Source organism: Pantoea sp. SGAir0430 (assembly GCF_043549295.1).
In genome coordinates, this window is record NZ_CP039427.1 from 1592622 (window position 1) to 1609165 (window position 16544).

The window sequence follows — 16544 nt, forward strand, 5'->3', positions numbered from 1 at the left end:
GGCTTCGCATGAACAAATCACGGCAACACGAACTGCTGCGCTGGTTACGCCAGCAACGTCATCATGGTGCACGCAGCCTGCGACTGGCTTCGCTGGCAGGTTTTGCTGCGGCGTTAATTCTCATCGCCCAGGCCTGGCTACTGGCCTCCCTGCTGCAAAAACTGCTGGTGGAACAGCAACCCCGCGCTGAACTGGTGAGTGATTTCCTGTTACTACTGCTGTGCTTCGCACTGCGCGCCGCGCTGCACTACGGTCGTGAGATGGCCGGCTTCAGGGCCGGCGTGGCGATTCGCCGTGCGCTGCGGCAACAGGTGCTGGACCGGCTGAACGCGCTCGGTCCGGCCTGGATTCAGGGCAAGCCGGCCGGGAGCTGGGCCACGCTGCTGCTGGAACAGATTGAAGAGATGCAGGAGTATTACGCGCGCTATCTGCCGCAGATGTCGCTGGCGGTTTTTGTCCCCTGCGCCATCCTCATCGCCATCTTCCCGATTAACTGGGCCGCCGGGCTGATTCTGCTGGCGACCGCGCCGCTGATTCCGCTGTTTATGGCGCTGGTCGGCATGGGCGCGGCCGATGCCAATCGCCGTAATTTCCTCGCGCTGGCGCGTCTGAGTGGCGATTTCTATGACCGGCTGCGCGGACGCGAAACGCTGCGCCTGTTTCACCGCGCGGACGCTGAACAGCAGGCAATTGCCACCAGCACGCAGGATTTTCGTCAGCGCACCATGGAAGTGCTGCGCCTCGCCTTTCTCTCCTCGGCGGTACTGGAGTTTTTCGCCTCGCTGGCGATTGCCGTGGTCGCGGTCTATTTCGGCTTCTCGTACCTGGGTGAACTCAATTTTGGCCACTACGGCACCGGCGTGACGCTGTTTGCCGGTTTCCTCGCGCTGATTCTTGCCCCCGAATTTTTCCAGCCGCTGCGCGATCTTGGCACCTTTTACCATGCCAAAGCGCAGGCGGTGGGCGGCGCAGACGCGCTGGATACCTTCCTGCGCGAAACGCCCCAGCACGCGCCGCAGGCGGCCACGCAAACGCTGGATGCTGACGCGCCATTCTCCCTCCGGGCGCAGGATCTGGTGATCATGACCGCTACCGGCGAGGCGCTGTCACAGCCGCTGAATTTCAGCCTTACTCCCGGTCAGCGCGTGGCGCTGGTCGGGCAAAGCGGCGCCGGAAAAAGTGCGCTGATGAATGTCCTGCTCGGTTTTCTGCCCTACCAGGGTTCACTGTGCATTAACGGCCAGGAACTGCGCGACATCAGCCGCAGCAGCTGGCAGCAGCAGCTGGCCTGGGTAGGACAAAATCCGCAGCTGCCGGCGGCGACGCTGCGTGACAATCTCCAGCTCACTGACACGCCGGTGGACGAGGCCACGCTGACCGCCGTGCTGCAGCGCGCTGGCGTCAGCGAATTTTTGTCGCGTCTGCCGCAGGGGCTGGATACGCCAGTTGGCGATGGCGGCATCGGCCTGTCCGTTGGGCAGGCACAGCGCATCGCCGTTGCGCGGGCGCTGCTGAAACCGGCCCGCCTGCTGCTGCTGGACGAACCGGGATCCGGGCTCGACAGCCAGAGTGAGCAGCACGTGATGGGCGCGCTACAGCAGGCCGCACAGCAGCAAACTACGTTAATGATTACCCATCAGCTGCACGCCCTCGACCAATGGGATGAGGTGTGGGTGATGCAGGCCGGACAACTGGTGCAGCAGGGCCACTGGCAACAGCTGATCGCTGAAGCCGGCCCGCTGCGCGAGCTGGCGCAGCATCGTCAGAAGGAGATTGCCTGATGCGCACGTTACTGCCTTTCCTGCGCCTGTATCGCCGCCATCCGTGGCGTTTAGGTCTTGGCGTGGTGCTGGCGATTGTCACGCTGCTCGCCAGCATCGGCTTGCTGACGCTGTCCGGCTGGTTTCTTGCTGCCTCTTCGCTGGCTGGCGTCGCCGGCTTGTACAGCTTCAATTACATGCTGCCCGCAGCTGGTGTGCGTGGCGCGGCAATCACCCGCACCGCCGCGCGCTATTTTGAACGGCTGGTGAGCCACGACGCCACTTTCCGCGTGCTGCAGCATCTGCGCGTCTTTACCTTCAGCCGGCTGATGGCGCTGGCACCGGCGCAGCTGGCGCGCTTTCGTCACGGCGAACTGCTGAACCGATTTGTCAGCGATGTTGATACCCTCGACCATCTCTATTTACGCGTTATTTCTCCACTGCTGGGTGCGGCGGTGGTGATTGTGGTGGTGACCTGTGGCCTGGCGCTACTCGATATGCGACTGGCGCTGCTGCTTGGGGCGATCATGTTGCTGACGCTGCTGCTGATGCCGCCGCTTTTCTGGCGACTCGGCGCGCGCACCGGCGCGCAGATTGCCCGTTACCAGGCTCGCTGGCGCCTGCAACTGACGCACTGGCTCAGCGGACTGGCCGAGCTGCAGATTTACGGCGCGGCGGCGCTGTGGCGACAGCGGCTGGATCAGGAAGAACGTGCGTGGCAACAGGCGCAGCAGCAGCAACACCGGCTGCAGGCGGTGGCGCAGAGCCTGCTTACGTTGATCGCCGGCAGTACCGTTACGCTGCTGCTGTGGCTGGCCGCCAGCGGCGTCGGCACCAATAGCACACCGGGTGCACTGATTGCCCTGTTTGTGTTTTGCGCGCTGGCCGCGTTTGAAGCGCTGGCACCGGTGGCCGGCGCATTTCTGCCACTGGCGCAGGTGACGCACGCGGCGCAGCGCGTGCAGGAGATCATCGATCAACCGCCAGCCATTCACTTCCCGACACAACCGGTTGCGACGCAGCGCGGCCTCAGCCTGACGCTGGAACAGATCGATTTCAGCTATCCGCAGCGGCCAGAAGCGGTGCTGCACAATTTCTCCCTGACGTTAGCAGCCGGTGAACATCTGGCGCTGCTGGGCCCGACCGGCTGCGGGAAATCCAGCCTGCTGGCGCTGATCACGCGCGGCTGGGAAGCGCAGCGCGGCACGATTCGCCTGAACGGGATTGATCTGGCGGCGTGGGACGAAGCCAGCCTGCGTCAGCGCATCAGCGTTGTCACGCAGCGCGTCCATCTGTTCAGCCAGACGCTGCGCGCTAACCTGCTGCTGGCAGCACCACAGGCCAGCGATGCAGAGCTGATTGACGTATTGCAGCGGGTTGGGCTGGTGCATCTGACGCAGCACAATGAAGGGTTGAATGCGTGGATGGGTGAAGGTGGCCGGCCGCTGTCCGGCGGTGAACTGCGCCGCCTGGCGATTGCCCGTGCGCTGCTGCACGATGGCGATCTGTGGCTGCTGGATGAGCCGACCGAGGGTCTGGATGCCGCGACCGAGCAGCAGATTCTCACGTTACTACAGCAGGTTAGCCAGGGAAAAACGTTGATCATGGTGACGCATCGCCTGAGCGGACTGGAAACAATGGATCGCATCTGTGTGCTTGACGGTGGGCAGATTATCGAATCCGGCAGCCATGACGAATTAATCTCAAAAGCGGGACGCTACTGGCGTTTCCAGCAGCGCTTTGCGCTATAGTCTATGCGTTTAGCCTGAGGGTGACCGACGCCATGAGACTGGTACAACTTTCCCGGGATTCGCTCAATTTCCCGCCGCCGGAGATGGCGCTGCGTGAACCAAACGGCCTGCTGGCCATGGGCGGCGATCTCTCCCCTGCCCGCCTGATGAATGCCTATCAGCGCGGTATTTTTCCGTGGTTTTCGCCCGGCGATCCAATTTTATGGTGGTCGCCAGATCCTCGCGCGGTCCTGCTACCGGAGTCGTTTCATCTCAGCCGCAGCATGGCGCGCTTCCATCGCCGTTCGCCCTATCGCGTCACCATGAATCACGCCTTTGCTCAGGTGGTGGAAGGTTGCGCCAGCGGGCGTCAGGAAGGCACCTGGATCACCTTTGAAGTGAAACGCGCCTGGCTGCGCCTGTATGAACTGGGCCATGCGCACTCAATTGAAGTCTGGCAGGATCAACGTCTGGTTGGCGGCATGTATGGCCTGGCGCTCGGACAGATTTTTTGCGGCGAGTCGATGTTCAGCCGGGCGGAAAATGCCTCTAAAACCGCGCTGTGGGTTTTCTCACAGCACTTTATTGCGCATCAGGGACGGCTGATCGATTGTCAGGTGCTGAATCCGCATACCGCCTCGCTGGGCGCAGTTGAAATTCCGCGCGTCGATTATCTGCAATACGTGCAAACGCTGGCCTGGCAACCGGTGCAGGCTGGCTGCTGGCAAACACAAACCCTTTTTTGACTGTCCCCACAGATGTTTTGCACACAATTCCCGACAAAAGTGATACAATAAGCGAGTTTGGTATGTCGTCCGCGCTTCGCTGTGGCGAGCCGGAATTGCCAGGCTGGGAATCTCACCCTGTTCCCGAAGCTGTTTCAGTTGCGCACCCGATGCCGATTGCTGCAGATTCTTAGCCCGCTAATCCCCCGCAGACGTCAAAAACACCCGAATTTATCCGTAATGCACGCGCAGCGGCGCGACGCACGGCGAAGCGTTGGCAAAAACAGCCAACGTTTCTTTACATAAATCATGGAATTCGGCATTATCTTGCCGGTTCAACAGTTTGGTAGTTCACCCAGAGGATTCGATGGCCAAAGAAGACAATATTGAAATGCAAGGTACCGTACTGGATACGTTACCTAACACCATGTTCCGCGTAGAGCTTGAAAACGGGCACGTGGTTACCGCTCATATCTCCGGTAAAATGCGTAAAAACTACATCCGCATCCTGACGGGCGACAAAGTGACTGTCGAGTTGACCCCGTACGACCTGAGCAAAGGCCGCATTGTCTTCCGTAGTCGCTAAGTTGTTGCACTCGCCTCGCGTTTGCTGATGTAAACTAAGCGCGAAAAAAAAGGCCGGATTTTAATCCGGCCTTTTTCTTATCTGCGCACCCGCTTAATGCACGGTGCCCTCAGTTTTGCGTTTTTCCGCACTCATGAAGTGGTAGGTGAGCTGGTTTTTCTCTTTATCCAGTCCAACCGACACCGATCCACCATCCACCAATGAGCCAAACAGCAGCTCGTTAGCCAGCGGTTTCTTCAGGTTTTCCTGCACGGTACGCGCCATCGGACGGGCGCCCATCGCTTTGTCGTAACCTTTTTCGGCCAGCCAGTCGCGCGCATCATCGCTGACTTCCAGCGACACACCTTTCGCATCCAGCTGTGCCTGCAGCTCAACAATAAATTTATCCACCACCTGATGGATCACCTGAGTATCGAGGTGACGGAACCAGATAATGTTGTCGAGACGGTTACGGAACTCCGGCGTAAAGATCTTTTTGATCTCTTCCATCGCGTCGGTGCTATTGTCCTGCTGAATCAGGCCGATGGATTTACGCTCGGTCTCGCGCACCCCGGCGTTGGTGGTCATCACCAGCACCACGTTGCGGAAGTCCGCTTTGCGGCCGTTGTTATCGGTCAGCATCCCGTTGTCCATCACCTGCAGCAGCAGGTTGAAGACATCCGGATGGGCTTTCTCGATCTCATCCAGCAGTACCACCGCGTGCGGATGCTTGATGACGGCATCAGTCAGCAGACCGCCCTGATCAAAGCCGACGTAGCCCGGAGGAGCACCAATCAAACGACTGACGGTGTGACGCTCCATATACTCGGACATATCAAAGCGCAGCAGCTCAATGCCCAGCGCCTTCGCCAGCTGCACGGTGACCTCGGTTTTACCGACCCCGGTCGGACCCGCAAACAGGAACGATCCGACTGGCTTACGCTCCTGACCCAGACCCGCGCGGCTCATCTTGATGGCTTCAGTCAGCGCTTCAATCGCGTTGTCCTGTCCAAACACCAGCATTTTCAGACGGTCGCCGAGATTTTTCAGCGTATCGCGATCGGTGGCCGAAACGCTCTGCTCCGGAATACGCGCGATGCGCGCTACCACGGATTCGATGTCCGACACGTTGACGGTTTTCTTGCGCTTGCTGACCGGCACCAGACGCGCACGCGCGCCGGCTTCATCGATCACGTCAATCGCCTTGTCCGGCAGATGACGGTCATTGATGTACTTCACCGCCAGCTCAACCGCCGCACGTACCGCTTTGGCGGTGTAGCGCACATCGTGATGCGCTTCGTACTTCGGCTTCAGCCCGTTAAGAATTTGTACCGTCTCTTCAACCGATGGCTCAGTGATATCAATTTTCTGGAAACGGCGCGCCAGCGCACGATCCTTCTCAAAGATATTGCTGAACTCCTGATAGGTCGTGGAACCCATCACGCGGATTTTACCGCTGGAAAGCAGCGGCTTGATCAGGTTCGCCGCATCCACCTGGCCGCCCGATGCCGCACCGGCACCGATAATGGTGTGGATCTCGTCGATGAACAGAATGCTGTTGTTATCCTGTTCCAGCTGTTTCAGCAGCGCTTTAAAACGTTTTTCAAAATCACCGCGGTATTTGGTACCGGCCAGCAGCGAACCGATATCCAGCGAGTAGATGGTGCACTCTTTCATCACTTCCGGCACGTCACCCTGCACAATGCGCCAGGCGAGCCCTTCCGCAATCGCAGTTTTACCGACGCCCGATTCGCCCACCAGCAGCGGGTTATTCTTGCGACGACGGCACAGCACCTGAATGGCCCGTTCCAGCTCTTTATCGCGGCCGATCAGCGGGTCAATTCCGCCGACGCGAGCAAGCTGATTAAGATTGGTGGTGAAGTTTTCCATACGTTCCTCCCCGCCTGCTTGCTCTTCGTTAACCGGATTTTCCGCGCTGTTTTGCGGCTGGCCCGGTTCGTCTTTACGCGTACCATGGGAGATGAAGTTCACCACATCAAGGCGGCTCACTTCGTGTTTGCGCAGCAGGTAAGCCGCTTGCGACTCCTGCTCGCTGAAAATGGCGACCAGCACGTTCGCACCGGAAACTTCACTGCGACCGGATGACTGGACATGGAAGACCGCACGCTGCAGCACACGCTGGAAGCTGAGCGTCGGCTGAGTGTCGCGCTCCTCTTCGCTGGCAGGCAGCACCGGCGTGGTTTGTTCGATGAAGGCTTCGAGTTCCTGACGCAGAGCCGCAATATCCACCGTACAGGCTTCCAGTGCCTCTCTGGCCGACGGGTTGCTGAGCAGCGCCAGCAACAGATGTTCGACGGTCATAAACTCGTGACGGTGCTCGCGCGCTCTGGCGAAAGCCATGTTTAAACTGAGTTCCAGTTCTTGATTGAGCATTTGGCACCTCCCCCAATTATCGCTCTGACGGACTGAATCCTATATGGAGACAGCTTCAGGCTTTTTCCAGCGTACACAGCAACGGATGTTGATTTTCCCGCGCGTAATTGTTCACCTGGGCGACTTTGGTCTCCGCCACTTCTGCAGTGAATACACCACAGATTGCCTTTCCATGGTAGTGAACTTTCAGCATCAGTTGCGTTGCACGTTCAACATCATAAGAAAAGAACTTTTGCAGAACGTCAATAACAAATTCCATAGGTGTATAATCGTCATTATTCAGAATGACTTTATACATTGAAGGCGGCTTTAACCCTTCGCGTACTTTGTCTTCGGCCAGATGTTCAAAGTTAAGCCAGTCGTTTGTGTTTGCCATAATGTTCCGTTGAAATTCTGCGTTACGGTAGCGCACATTTCTGTGCTCTCACCTCAAGTTTAACACGCCTGTCAAGCCGCTTTTCCTGTGGCAAAAATCGGTCCTGAAAGCGCATGCGCGACCTGTATCACAAAATTTGCAATAGCGTTAACTGCCTCAAATTTTGATGAATTTCTCCCCGTGCGCCAGGGCCGTTTGCTTGACGATAAGGTCCGTTTCTCTACATTCTACTTACACAAGCTGATTGAGTTTTAAACAAACTCGACTCACAGCTTCAATGACCTCACCTACTTATCAAAATGTCTTGCGAGGGAAGTAAAAGCATGGAGACGGGTACTGTTAAATGGTTCAACAACGCCAAAGGCTTCGGCTTTATCTGTCCGATTGGCGGCGGCGACGATATCTTCGCACACTACTCCACGATTCAGATGGAGGGATACAGAACGCTGAAAGCGGGCCAGCACGTTCAGTTCGATGTCCATGAAGGGCCGAAAGGCAACCATGCCAGTCTGATTGTGCCCTGTGAAGCATCGTCACTCTCCTGACGGGCGCGCGTCTGCTCTCATTCTGACCACTCCCGAAAAAAAATGCCAGCCACAGACGCTGGCATTTTTCTTTGGCGTCCCGCGGCAGTTTTACTCTGCCCGACCGCGCGCCAGCCACATCACGCGGCCAAACAGCTGATCGAGCAACGGCGGAATCGCCTGCGGCCCGCGTTCGGCCGCTGCCATCGCCACCGCAATCGCCAGTTCCGGCTTCGAGCTGTGATGAATGGCTTTGGTAATAATACGCCGCGCGTTCATCGGCACGTTTAACGGCAGGTGCGCCATCTGGTGATAGACATCACTAAAGCCCTGCTTATAAAGGAAGTGTTCGATGTCGGGCGCCGGGAACTGCGTGAGATGGTCGCTCTCCTGCTCATGCGGCTGTAGCTGGCTGCGCGCAGTAGCGGCATATTTTTTTCCGGCCTCGTCGCCGTCAGTCAGCACGTGCCAGGCAATGCCCATGCGGCGCGCATATTTCAGCAGCGGCTTAAGCCCGGACTGCGCAAACTCAATCACCTTCACGCCTTCCGCGGCAAAATGGTAGCCGCGCTGCCGCGCCAGCTCATTGATGATCCACACTTCGGTTTCACCCTCTACCAGCAACCAGCAGCGGGCAAACAGCGCCGACGGACGGTTAACGCGGATGTGAAAGCCGATACGGCGCGCCTCTTCGGCACTTAATCCCTCCGGCCCGATACGCCACGCCGCCACGCGATCGGGCTCGCGCACCAGTCGGCAGATTTGCTCCAGCGCCACCTGTGACAGCAGCTCGCCGGAGTTAGTGGTGGCGATTTTTTGCAGCGGCATCAGCGCCAGCAGATTCCACGCCACCGACAGCATGATGGGATGCAGCCGCGTTTCCGGATCCTCCACCAGCAGCAAGGGGCGCGCGCCTGCGGGCAGCGCATCGCTGCCGTGCGCCTGCAGCAGGAGCGAGAACATGCGCAGCAGAATCACCTGGCGACTGCGCGATTCGGTACCGGCGATCAGCTGATTGAGCTGATCGAGCGAACGCCAGCCCTGACTGCCGTCACGCAGCTCCGGCGCAACCCGCGCGGCGCCCGTGTCCGGTTGCTGTACCAGAAAATAGTGCGCCATCAGCTGCTGCATGGTGTGCAATCCCTGGCGCAACAGCTCGTCGCTCAGGGTTTGCGGCCGCGCCACCAGATCGCGCGTCAGGCTATGCATCTCCTGCGCCAGCGCGCTCAGCGTATCAGCGCGCCGCTGGGTGTCGTTGTCGCTATGGCGCGACCGCCGGCCAAAGCGCGCATCACGCAGGCGCAGCACCGGATAGTACGCGCGCAACTGCGCCAGCGCGGCGTCGGTGCCCGCCAGCGGCAGCACCTCGCCACGCGCGTCAATAAAACGCCAGCGGGTTTTGACTTCGCTGCCCTGGCGCGTCGCCAGCGTACTGAAGTGCAGATAGCGCCCCGCGTCATCCTGCTGCCAGAACCGCGCAAACAGCGCTTCATGCTCATCGCCCTGCGCGCGAAAGCGAAACACCAGCTGCAACTTATGCCGCCGGGCTTCCACCTCACCGGGCGGAAAATGGAAGTCCTGTTCGGTGAACATATAGGGCTCAGCGGCCGGTGCCAGCAGCAGCGTTAGCGCATCCAGCAAACTGGATTTACCCCACGCGTTTTCCCCAATCAGCAGGTTGGTGTCGGTCAGCGGCAGCGACAACCGGTTAATGCCGCGAAAGCCGTGTATATCGATATGTTCCAGAATCATCGCGCAGTCCCTCCGTGCTTTGCCAGAGCATGGTCCGCCGCGCTGCGTTGGTCAAGTCGGCAGCGGGAGAAAAGGTTTACACTTCAGGCATTTTCCATTAGCGTGGCGTCTCGCAAAAAAGGACGTCATTTTTCATGTATACCGGACTGCTTATCATTCTGGTGCCGCTGATGGTGGGCTATTTGCTGCCGTGGCATCAGCCTGCGCTGTTGCAGCGCGTTAACCGCCTGCTGAGTTTGCTGATTTACGCCATTCTGTTTTTTATGGGTACCAGCCTCGCCTTTCTCGACAATCTCGGCACCAATTTGCTGATCGTGTTTAAAACCGCGCTGATTGCCGCGGGTGCCATTCTGAGCTGCTCGCTGCTGGCGCTGTGGCTGCTGGATCGCCGCTGGCCGTGGCGGCAGCAGCATCGCCAGCAGAATCTGCCGTCGCGCTGGCACATGGTGCTGGAGTCACTCAAGCTGTGTGTGGCGGTGCTGGCCGGTTTCCTGCTGGGATTAACCCAATGGGCGCCGCTGCGCCATGCCTCCACCCTGAGCGAAATTGCGCTGGTGGTGCTGCTGTTCATGGTTGGCGTGCAGCTGCGCGGCAGCGGCATGACGCTGCGCCAGATCACCCTGAACCGGCGCGGCATGACGGTAGCGCTGGTATCCCTGTGCGGCTCGCTGGGCGGCGGCGTGCTGGCGGCGTGGCTGCTCGGCGTTTCGCTGTCAACCGGACTGGCGCTGGCCAGCGGCTTCGGCTGGTATTCGCTGTCCGGCATTCTGATGACCGAAGCGTACGGCCCGGTGATGGGCAGCGCCGCCTTCTTTAACGATCTGCTGCGCGAGCTGGCTGCGGTGCTGCTGATTCCGGTGCTGGTCAACCGCTACCGCAGTATGGCACTCGGGCTGAGCGGTGCCACGTCGATGGATTTCACCCTGCCGATTCTGCAGCGTGCCGGCGGAATGGAGATTGTGCCTGCGGCCATCGTGCACGGTTTTATCATGAACCTGCTGGCGCCGATCCTCATCGCCCTGTTTTCCGCCTGACGCGCAGCGCATTTTTTCACGCCCGCTGCGCTGCGGCTTCGTCTACGCTTTCTCTCTGACATGTTTTTTGCCATCCGCCTGGATGGCCAACACCAGAAAGGAGCGAACGATGAAGCAAACTGTGGCGGCCCTGCTGGCCAAAACGCTGGAGAGCGCCGGCGTAAAACGCATCTGGGGCGTAACCGGTGACTCCCTCAACGGACTGAACGACAGCCTCAACCGCATGGGCACCATTGAATGGATGCCAACGCGCCATGAAGAAGTGGCCGCTTTTGCCGCCGGGGCGGAAGCACAAATCAGCGGTGAGCTGGCGGTGTGCGCCGGCTCCTGCGGCCCTGGCAACCTGCATCTGATCAACGGCCTGTTTGACTGCCATCGCAACCATGTTCCGGTGCTGGCGATTGCCGCGCACATTCCTTCCAGCGAAATCGGCAGCGGCTATTTTCAGGAAACCCATCCGCAGGAGTTATTCCGCGAGTGCAGCCATTACTGCGAGCTGGTCTCCAATCCGGAACAGCTGCCGCAGGTGCTCGGCATTGCGATGCGTAAAGCCATCCTCAATCGCGGCGTGTCGGTGATTGTGCTGCCGGGTGACGTGGCGCTGCAGGCGGCGCCGGAGAATGCGCGCAGCGAATGGTATCCGCCGCAGCTGCCGCAGGTGGTGCCGTCGGTCAGTGAACTGACGCGCCTCGCAGAGACGCTCAATGAAGCGAAAAATATCACCCTGATGTGCGGCAGCGGCTGCGCCGGTGCCCATGCGGAAGTGGTAAAGCTGGCCGAAACGCTGAAAGCACCGGTGGTGCACGCCATGCGCGGCAAAGAGCACCTCGAGTACGATAACCCGTACGACGTCGGCATGACCGGGCTGATCGGCTTCTCATCCGGCTATCACGCCATGATGAACGCCGACACGCTGGTGCTGCTCGGCACCCAGTTCCCTTATCGCCCGTTCTACCCGGCGGACGCGCGCATTATTCAGATTGATATCAATCCGGCCAGCCTCGGCGCGCACAGTCACGTTGACATGGCGCTGGTGGGCGACATCAAAGCCACGCTACAGGCGCTACAGCCGCAGCTCACCAGCCACAGCGACCGTCATCACCTCGATCGCGCACTGGAGCACTACGCGGATGCGCGCAAAGGGCTGGACGATCTGGCGACCGCCAACGATAAGCAGGCGATTCACCCGCAGTATCTGGCCCAGCAGATCAGCCACTACGCGGCTGATGACGCCATCTTTACCTGTGATGTCGGCACGCCAACGGTGTGGGCGGCGCGCTATCTGAAAATGAACGGCAAGCGCCGTCTGCTCGGCTCGTTTAACCACGGTTCGATGGCCAACGCTATGCCGCAGGCGCTGGGCGCACAGGCCATCGATAAACAGCGTCAGGTGGTCGCGCTGTGCGGCGATGGCGGCTTCAGCATGCTGATGGGCGATTTCATCTCGCTGGCGCAGCTTAAGCTGCCGGTGAAGCTGGTGATCTTCAATAACAGCGTGCTGGGCTTTGTGGCGATGGAGATGAAAGCCGGTGGCTATCTCACCGACGGCACCGATCTGGAGAACCCGGACTTCGCCGCCATCGCCACCGCCTGCGGCATCAAAGGGATCCGCGTGGAAAAAGCCTCGGAGCTGGATGGCGCGCTGCAACAGGCGTTCGCCCATGACGGTCCGGTGCTGGTGGACGTGATCACCGCCAAGGAAGAACTGTCGATGCCACCGCAAATCAAAGCCGAGCAGGCTAAAGGTTTCAGCCTGTATATGCTGCGCGCGATCCTGAATGGCCGCGGTGATGAAATCGTCGAGCTGGCGAAAACTAACTGGCTGCGGTAAAACGAAGAGACTTGCCGGATTAATCATCATGCGGGCGTTTAGCCCGCTTTTTTATGTCAGGAGAACAACGTGATCGATTTACGCAGTGATACCGTGACCCGCCCGAGTGCCGCGATGCTGGATGCGATGATGGCGGCCGAAACCGGCGATGATGTCTATCGCGATGATCCCACCGTCAATGCGCTGGAGGCTGAAGCGGCGCGCCTGAGCGGTAAAGCGGCTGCGCTGTTCTTCCCTACCGGCACCCAGGCCAACCTGGTGGCGCTGCTGTGCCACTGCCAGCGCGGCGATGAGTACATCGTCGGCCAGCAGGCGCACAACTACAAATATGAGGCTGGCGGTGCCGCGGTGCTCGGCAGTATCCAGCCGCAGCCGATCCTCGCGGCTGCCGACGGCACGCTGCCGCTGCACGACGTGGCGGCCGCCATCAAGCCGGACGACATGCATTTTGCCCGCACCCGCCTGCTAAGCCTGGAAAATACCCATCACGGCAAAGTGCTGCCGCTGAGCTACCTTGAACAGGCGTGGCAATTTACCCGCGAGCGCCAGCTGGCGCTGCACATTGACGGCGCGCGCATCTTTAATGCCGTGGTGGCGCAGGGTGTGCAGCTGATCGATATCGCCCGCTACTGCGATAGCCTGACCATCTGCCTGTCGAAAGGACTGGGCACGCCGGTTGGCTCCCTGCTGTGTGGTGATGAAGCTTATATCGAGCAGGCGCGGCGCTGGCGCAAAATGACCGGCGGCGGCATGCGCCAGGCCGGCATTCTGGCGGCTGCCGGTCTCTACGCGCTGCAGCATAACGTGGCGCGTCTGCAGGAGGATCATGACAACGCCGCGTGGCTCGGCGCACAGCTCAGCGCTATTGGTGTGGAAGTGGTGAGCCAGCACACTAACATGCTGTTCGTGAAAGTGCCGGCGGAGCAGGTCGCACCACTACAGCGCTGGATGCAGGCGGGCGACGTGCTGCTCAGCGTAGGTCCGCAGACCCGCATCGTTACCCATCTGGATGTCAGCCGCCAGCAATTACAGCAGCTGGTGGCGCGCTGGCAGGCCTTTCTGCAGCCGTAACGCCGCTACGCGCGGCTACGGTGCCGCGCCGTATTTCGCCAGCAGCGCACGGGCAATGGCCAGCGTTTCGGCATCGGCTTCGCCACGGTAATCACGCGGGCGGAAATGCATCTGAAACGCCGCAATCAGTTTGCGCTGCATCTGCGGCGTTGGCGCAGCGGCAACGTCATAACCATAGCGCTGCAGCGCAGTCAGCAGCGCTGCGCACTCCACCGGCGCATCCGGCGGCTGGTTAGCCAGATAGCGCTGTACCGTGGCGGCATCCGGCCACGCTCCCAGCCCCTGCCGGGCCAGCTGTTGCCACGGAAACAGCGGACCGGGATCCTGCTTGCGCTGCGGCGCAATATCACTGTGCCCGACAATATTTTCCGGACTGATGCCGTAACGCTGGCTGATATCGCGCACCAGCGCGGTCAGGGCAGTGATTTGCGCGGCGGTGAACGGCTGCCACTGCCGGCCGGTCAGCGTGCGGCGATAGCCGTCATTGACGATTTCGATGCCAATTGAGGTGTCATTAATGCGCGTTGCGCCGCGCCAGTAGCTCGGTCCGGCATGCCACGCCAGCTGGTTTTCAGGCACCAGCTGCCAGATCACCCCGGCGCCGTTTTTCTGCGGCGGCTGCTGCGGAATCAGATAGTGCGCGCTGACGTTGCGGTCCGTCAGGGTCGCCAGCGACGAGGGAAAGTCCTCCGCCGTGTAGTGGATTACCACCACTTTGATGCGTGGTCTGGCCCCCTGCGCCGGATGCGCGCTATCGACCCAATAGCCGTTGCGCGCTTCCAGCGTCGACTGGCAGGCGCTGAGCAGCAGCGCCATCGCCAGCAGTAACACCGCGCGCATTAGCGCACGATCACCGCAGTACCGGTAACGCTCACCATCAGCATGCTGCTGTCTTTGCCCACGGTTTCGTAGTCAATATCAATGCCAACCACCGCATTGGCGCCCAGCGCTTTCGCCTGTTCTTCCAGCTCTTCGAAGGCGATCTGCCGCGCTTTGCGCAGCTCTTTCTCATAGGCACCGGAGCGGCCGCCGACGATATCGCGGATGCCGGCAAAGAAGTCGCGGAAAATGTTGGCACCGAGAATCGCTTCGCCGGTCACAACGCCGCAATATTCAGTGATGCTGTGCCCTTCCAGGGTTGGCGTAGTCGAAAATTTCATCGTTCTCTCCTGTGGTGATTCATGAGGCGATAGCTCGTACGGCGTAAAAGCACGGCTATACTCTATGCTAAAAATGGCGCTTTGCCAGTGAACAATAAGGAAATCGAGATGAGAAACAAAGCCTTTGCGCTGCTTGTTCCCGCTGCATTGCTGCTGAGTGCCTGTACCACCGTTGAGCCGGTGATCAAGGACAACGGGCCGCGTACCGCACCCTGCGTTGACGGCGGTCCGGACAGCGTGGCGCAGCAGTTCTACGATTTACGTGTCAGCCAGCCAACCCAGGGATTGCCGGACAGCACCACGCTGGCAAAATATCGCCCGTACCTGAGCGACAACCTGTATCAGAAACTGCTGCATGCCAGCAGCCAGAGCAACCCACCGGCAGCGTGGCGCCAGGGCGATCTGTTCTCCAGCCTGGCACAGGGGCCCACTGCCGCTGACGTGGCCAGCGCCTCCAGCATTCCTAACCGCGACGCGCGTAACATTCCGCTGCGCGTGACGCTGAGCCGCGGCGATAAAAGCTGGCGCGATGAGGTGCTGATGATCCACGAAGGCACCTGCTGGGTGGTGGATGATGTGCGCTACGTCGGCGACTGGGCACACGCCGGTGGCGGTTCGCTCAGCCAGCTGCTGGAAGAGAAAAAATAGTCGCGCATTTTTTCCGCACTCAGCCGCAACCATTAGCGCGCCGCACCATTGCGGCGCCGCTAAGCTTCCGCGCAACAGCCGACGCTTGCCCGTCAGCCCCTTTCCCCGCTGCCCTGCCCGATTTTGTGCTACGCTTTTGCTGTTTAATTGCTCTTTAATAAATTTTAACCCACCTCAATTGCATAACTATTCTGGTGACGTTAAGATTTGCGACACTAATTGCTATTCATTTTTTGCGCATGAGTATTCAACTAAACGCCATCAACTGTTTTTACGGTGCCCATCAGGCGCTGTTCGATATCAACCTGGCCTGCCCGCAGGGCGAAACGCTGGTGTTGCTCGGCCCGAGTGGCGCGGGTAAAAGTTCACTCCTGCGCGTGCTCAACCTGCTGGAGCTGCCGCGTTCCGGTAGCCTGCAGATTGCCGGCAACCACTTCGATTTCAGCCAGACGCCGTCCGACAACGCGATTCGCGAACTGCGCCAGAATGTCGGCATGGTGTTCCAGCAGTACAATCTGTGGCCGCACCTCAGCGTGATGCAGAACCTGATTGAAGCACCCTGTCGTGTGCTCGGACTCAGCAAAGATGCGGCACGCGCGCGCGCCGATAAACTGCTGGAACGCCTGCGCCTGACGCCGTACGCCGATCGTTTTCCCCTGCACCTTTCCGGTGGCCAGCAGCAGCGCGTGGCAATTGCGCGCGCGCTGATGATGGAGCCGCAGGTGTTGCTGTTTGATGAACCGACCGCGGCGCTCGACCCGGAAATCACCGCACAGATCGTCAGCATCATTCGTGAGCTGGCGCAGACGCAGATCACCCAGGTGATTGTGACCCACGAAGTCGAGGTGGCGCGCAAAACCGCCAGCCAGGTGGTGTACATGGAGAACGGTCGCATCATTGAACAGGGCGATGCCAGCCACTTTACACAGCCGCAAACCGACGCGTTTGCTCATTATCTTTCGCACTAAGTCAGG

General features: G+C 59.8%; 15 protein-coding genes. 10 read left to right on the top strand and 5 right to left on the bottom strand.

The genetic code is table 11. From position 1 onward, the window contains the following. The first annotated feature begins 8 nt into the window (after positions 1–8). The 4 genes from cydD to infA all read left to right on the top strand — a co-directional run bounded on the left by cydD (position 9) and on the right by infA (position 4801). Positions 9–1781, top strand: coding sequence for a heme ABC transporter permease/ATP-binding protein CydD (cydD, locus tag E7738_RS07685; protein ID WP_394516257.1), 1773 nt, complete (start codon positions 9–11; stop codon positions 1779–1781). Further along, a complete protein-coding gene (cydC, locus tag E7738_RS07690) occupies positions 1781–3511 on the top strand; it encodes a heme ABC transporter ATP-binding protein/permease CydC (protein ID WP_394516258.1) in 1731 nt (576 codons plus the stop codon). Before cydD ends, cydC begins: the two co-directional genes overlap by 1 nt. A gap of 32 nt (positions 3512–3543) precedes the next feature. Then, positions 3544–4236 (top strand): leucyl/phenylalanyl-tRNA--protein transferase, encoded by a 693-nt coding sequence (gene aat, locus E7738_RS07695; protein ID WP_031279861.1) that lies wholly within the window; start codon positions 3544–3546, stop codon positions 4234–4236. A gap of 346 nt (positions 4237–4582) precedes the next feature. Further along, positions 4583–4801 (top strand): translation initiation factor IF-1, encoded by a 219-nt coding sequence (infA, locus tag E7738_RS07700; protein ID WP_002211347.1) that lies wholly within the window; start codon positions 4583–4585, stop codon positions 4799–4801. Between the two features lie 93 nt (positions 4802–4894). Here infA and clpA read toward each other — a convergent pair whose 3' ends face one another. Both clpA and clpS read right to left on the bottom strand, forming a co-directional pair. Continuing rightward, positions 4895–7174, bottom strand: coding sequence for an ATP-dependent Clp protease ATP-binding subunit ClpA (gene clpA / locus E7738_RS07705; protein WP_021508362.1), 2280 nt, complete (start codon positions 7172–7174; stop codon positions 4895–4897). A 55-nt stretch (positions 7175–7229) separates the two neighbouring features. Continuing rightward, complete coding sequence (gene clpS, locus E7738_RS07710) at positions 7230–7550, bottom strand: ATP-dependent Clp protease adapter ClpS (RefSeq protein ID WP_021508363.1); 321 nt, start codon at positions 7548–7550, stop codon at positions 7230–7232. 323 nt (positions 7551–7873) lie between these two features. Between clpS and cspD the strand changes: the two genes are divergently transcribed. Then, complete coding sequence (gene cspD, locus E7738_RS07715) at positions 7874–8095, top strand: cold shock-like protein CspD (RefSeq protein ID WP_058757774.1); 222 nt, start codon at positions 7874–7876, stop codon at positions 8093–8095. Between the two features lie 90 nt (positions 8096–8185). Here cspD and E7738_RS07720 read toward each other — a convergent pair whose 3' ends face one another. Further along, the gene (locus E7738_RS07720) at positions 8186–9826 is read right to left on the bottom strand and encodes a DUF2813 domain-containing protein (RefSeq protein WP_394516259.1); all 1641 of its coding nucleotides are present in this window, start codon (positions 9824–9826) and stop codon (positions 8186–8188) included. A gap of 134 nt (positions 9827–9960) precedes the next feature. Here E7738_RS07720 and E7738_RS07725 point away from each other — a divergent pair, with 134 nt between their 5' ends. From E7738_RS07725 to ltaE, 3 genes are all read left to right on the top strand, one after another. Further along, on the top strand, positions 9961–10860 hold the full coding sequence (locus E7738_RS07725) for a lysine exporter LysO family protein (protein WP_394516260.1): 900 nt from the start codon (positions 9961–9963) through the stop codon (positions 10858–10860). A gap of 109 nt (positions 10861–10969) precedes the next feature. After that, positions 10970–12691 carry a ubiquinone-dependent pyruvate dehydrogenase gene (gene poxB / locus E7738_RS07730; protein WP_021508366.1) on the top strand — a complete coding sequence of 574 codons (1722 nt, stop codon included), beginning with the start codon at positions 10970–10972 and terminating at the stop codon, positions 12689–12691. A gap of 69 nt (positions 12692–12760) precedes the next feature. Continuing rightward, a complete protein-coding gene (gene ltaE / locus E7738_RS07735; protein ID WP_021508367.1) occupies positions 12761–13762 on the top strand; it encodes a low-specificity L-threonine aldolase in 1002 nt (333 codons plus the stop codon). Between the two features lie 15 nt (positions 13763–13777). Here the strand turns inward: ltaE and E7738_RS07740 are convergent, their stop codons facing one another. Then, positions 13778–14602, bottom strand: coding sequence for an N-acetylmuramoyl-L-alanine amidase (locus E7738_RS07740; RefSeq protein WP_262256115.1), 825 nt, complete (start codon positions 14600–14602; stop codon positions 13778–13780). Continuing rightward, entirely contained in the window at positions 14602–14922 is a 321-nt protein-coding gene (locus E7738_RS07745; protein WP_058757780.1) for a heavy metal-binding domain-containing protein, read from the bottom strand. The genes E7738_RS07740 and E7738_RS07745 overlap by 1 nt, the downstream gene beginning before the upstream one ends. A 108-nt stretch (positions 14923–15030) precedes the next feature. Between E7738_RS07745 and E7738_RS07750 the strand changes: the two genes are divergently transcribed. Both E7738_RS07750 and artP read left to right on the top strand, forming a co-directional pair. Then, entirely contained in the window at positions 15031–15570 is a 540-nt protein-coding gene (locus E7738_RS07750) for a lipoprotein (RefSeq protein WP_211726444.1), read from the top strand. Between the two features lie 239 nt (positions 15571–15809). Next, positions 15810–16538, top strand: coding sequence for an arginine ABC transporter ATP-binding protein ArtP (artP, locus tag E7738_RS07755; RefSeq protein ID WP_058769534.1), 729 nt, complete (start codon positions 15810–15812; stop codon positions 16536–16538). Positions 16539–16544: the final 6 nt, after the last annotated feature.

Excerpts from the sequence above, each read along its gene's own strand:
- cydD (WP_394516257.1), top strand. The coding sequence starts at position 9 with ATGAACAAATCACGGCAACACGAACTGCTGCGCTGGTTACGCCAGCAA.
- cydC (WP_394516258.1), top strand. The coding sequence starts at position 1,781 with ATGCGCACGTTACTGCCTTTCCTGCGCCTGTATCGCCGCCATCCGTGG.
- aat (WP_031279861.1), top strand. The coding sequence starts at position 3,544 with ATGAGACTGGTACAACTTTCCCGGGATTCGCTCAATTTCCCGCCGCCG.
- infA (WP_002211347.1), top strand. The coding sequence starts at position 4,583 with ATGGCCAAAGAAGACAATATTGAAATGCAAGGTACCGTACTGGATACG.
- clpA (WP_021508362.1), bottom strand. The coding sequence starts at position 7,174 with ATGCTCAATCAAGAACTGGAACTCAGTTTAAACATGGCTTTCGCCAGA.
- clpS (WP_021508363.1), bottom strand. The coding sequence starts at position 7,550 with ATGGCAAACACAAACGACTGGCTTAACTTTGAACATCTGGCCGAAGAC.
- cspD (WP_058757774.1), top strand. The coding sequence starts at position 7,874 with ATGGAGACGGGTACTGTTAAATGGTTCAACAACGCCAAAGGCTTCGGC.
- E7738_RS07720 (WP_394516259.1), bottom strand. The coding sequence starts at position 9,826 with ATGATTCTGGAACATATCGATATACACGGCTTTCGCGGCATTAACCGG.
- E7738_RS07725 (WP_394516260.1), top strand. The coding sequence starts at position 9,961 with ATGTATACCGGACTGCTTATCATTCTGGTGCCGCTGATGGTGGGCTAT.
- poxB (WP_021508366.1), top strand. The coding sequence starts at position 10,970 with ATGAAGCAAACTGTGGCGGCCCTGCTGGCCAAAACGCTGGAGAGCGCC.
- E7738_RS07740 (WP_262256115.1), bottom strand. The coding sequence starts at position 14,602 with ATGCGCGCGGTGTTACTGCTGGCGATGGCGCTGCTGCTCAGCGCCTGC.
- E7738_RS07745 (WP_058757780.1), bottom strand. The coding sequence starts at position 14,922 with ATGAAATTTTCGACTACGCCAACCCTGGAAGGGCACAGCATCACTGAA.
- E7738_RS07750 (WP_211726444.1), top strand. The coding sequence starts at position 15,031 with ATGAGAAACAAAGCCTTTGCGCTGCTTGTTCCCGCTGCATTGCTGCTG.
- artP (WP_058769534.1), top strand. The coding sequence starts at position 15,810 with ATGAGTATTCAACTAAACGCCATCAACTGTTTTTACGGTGCCCATCAG.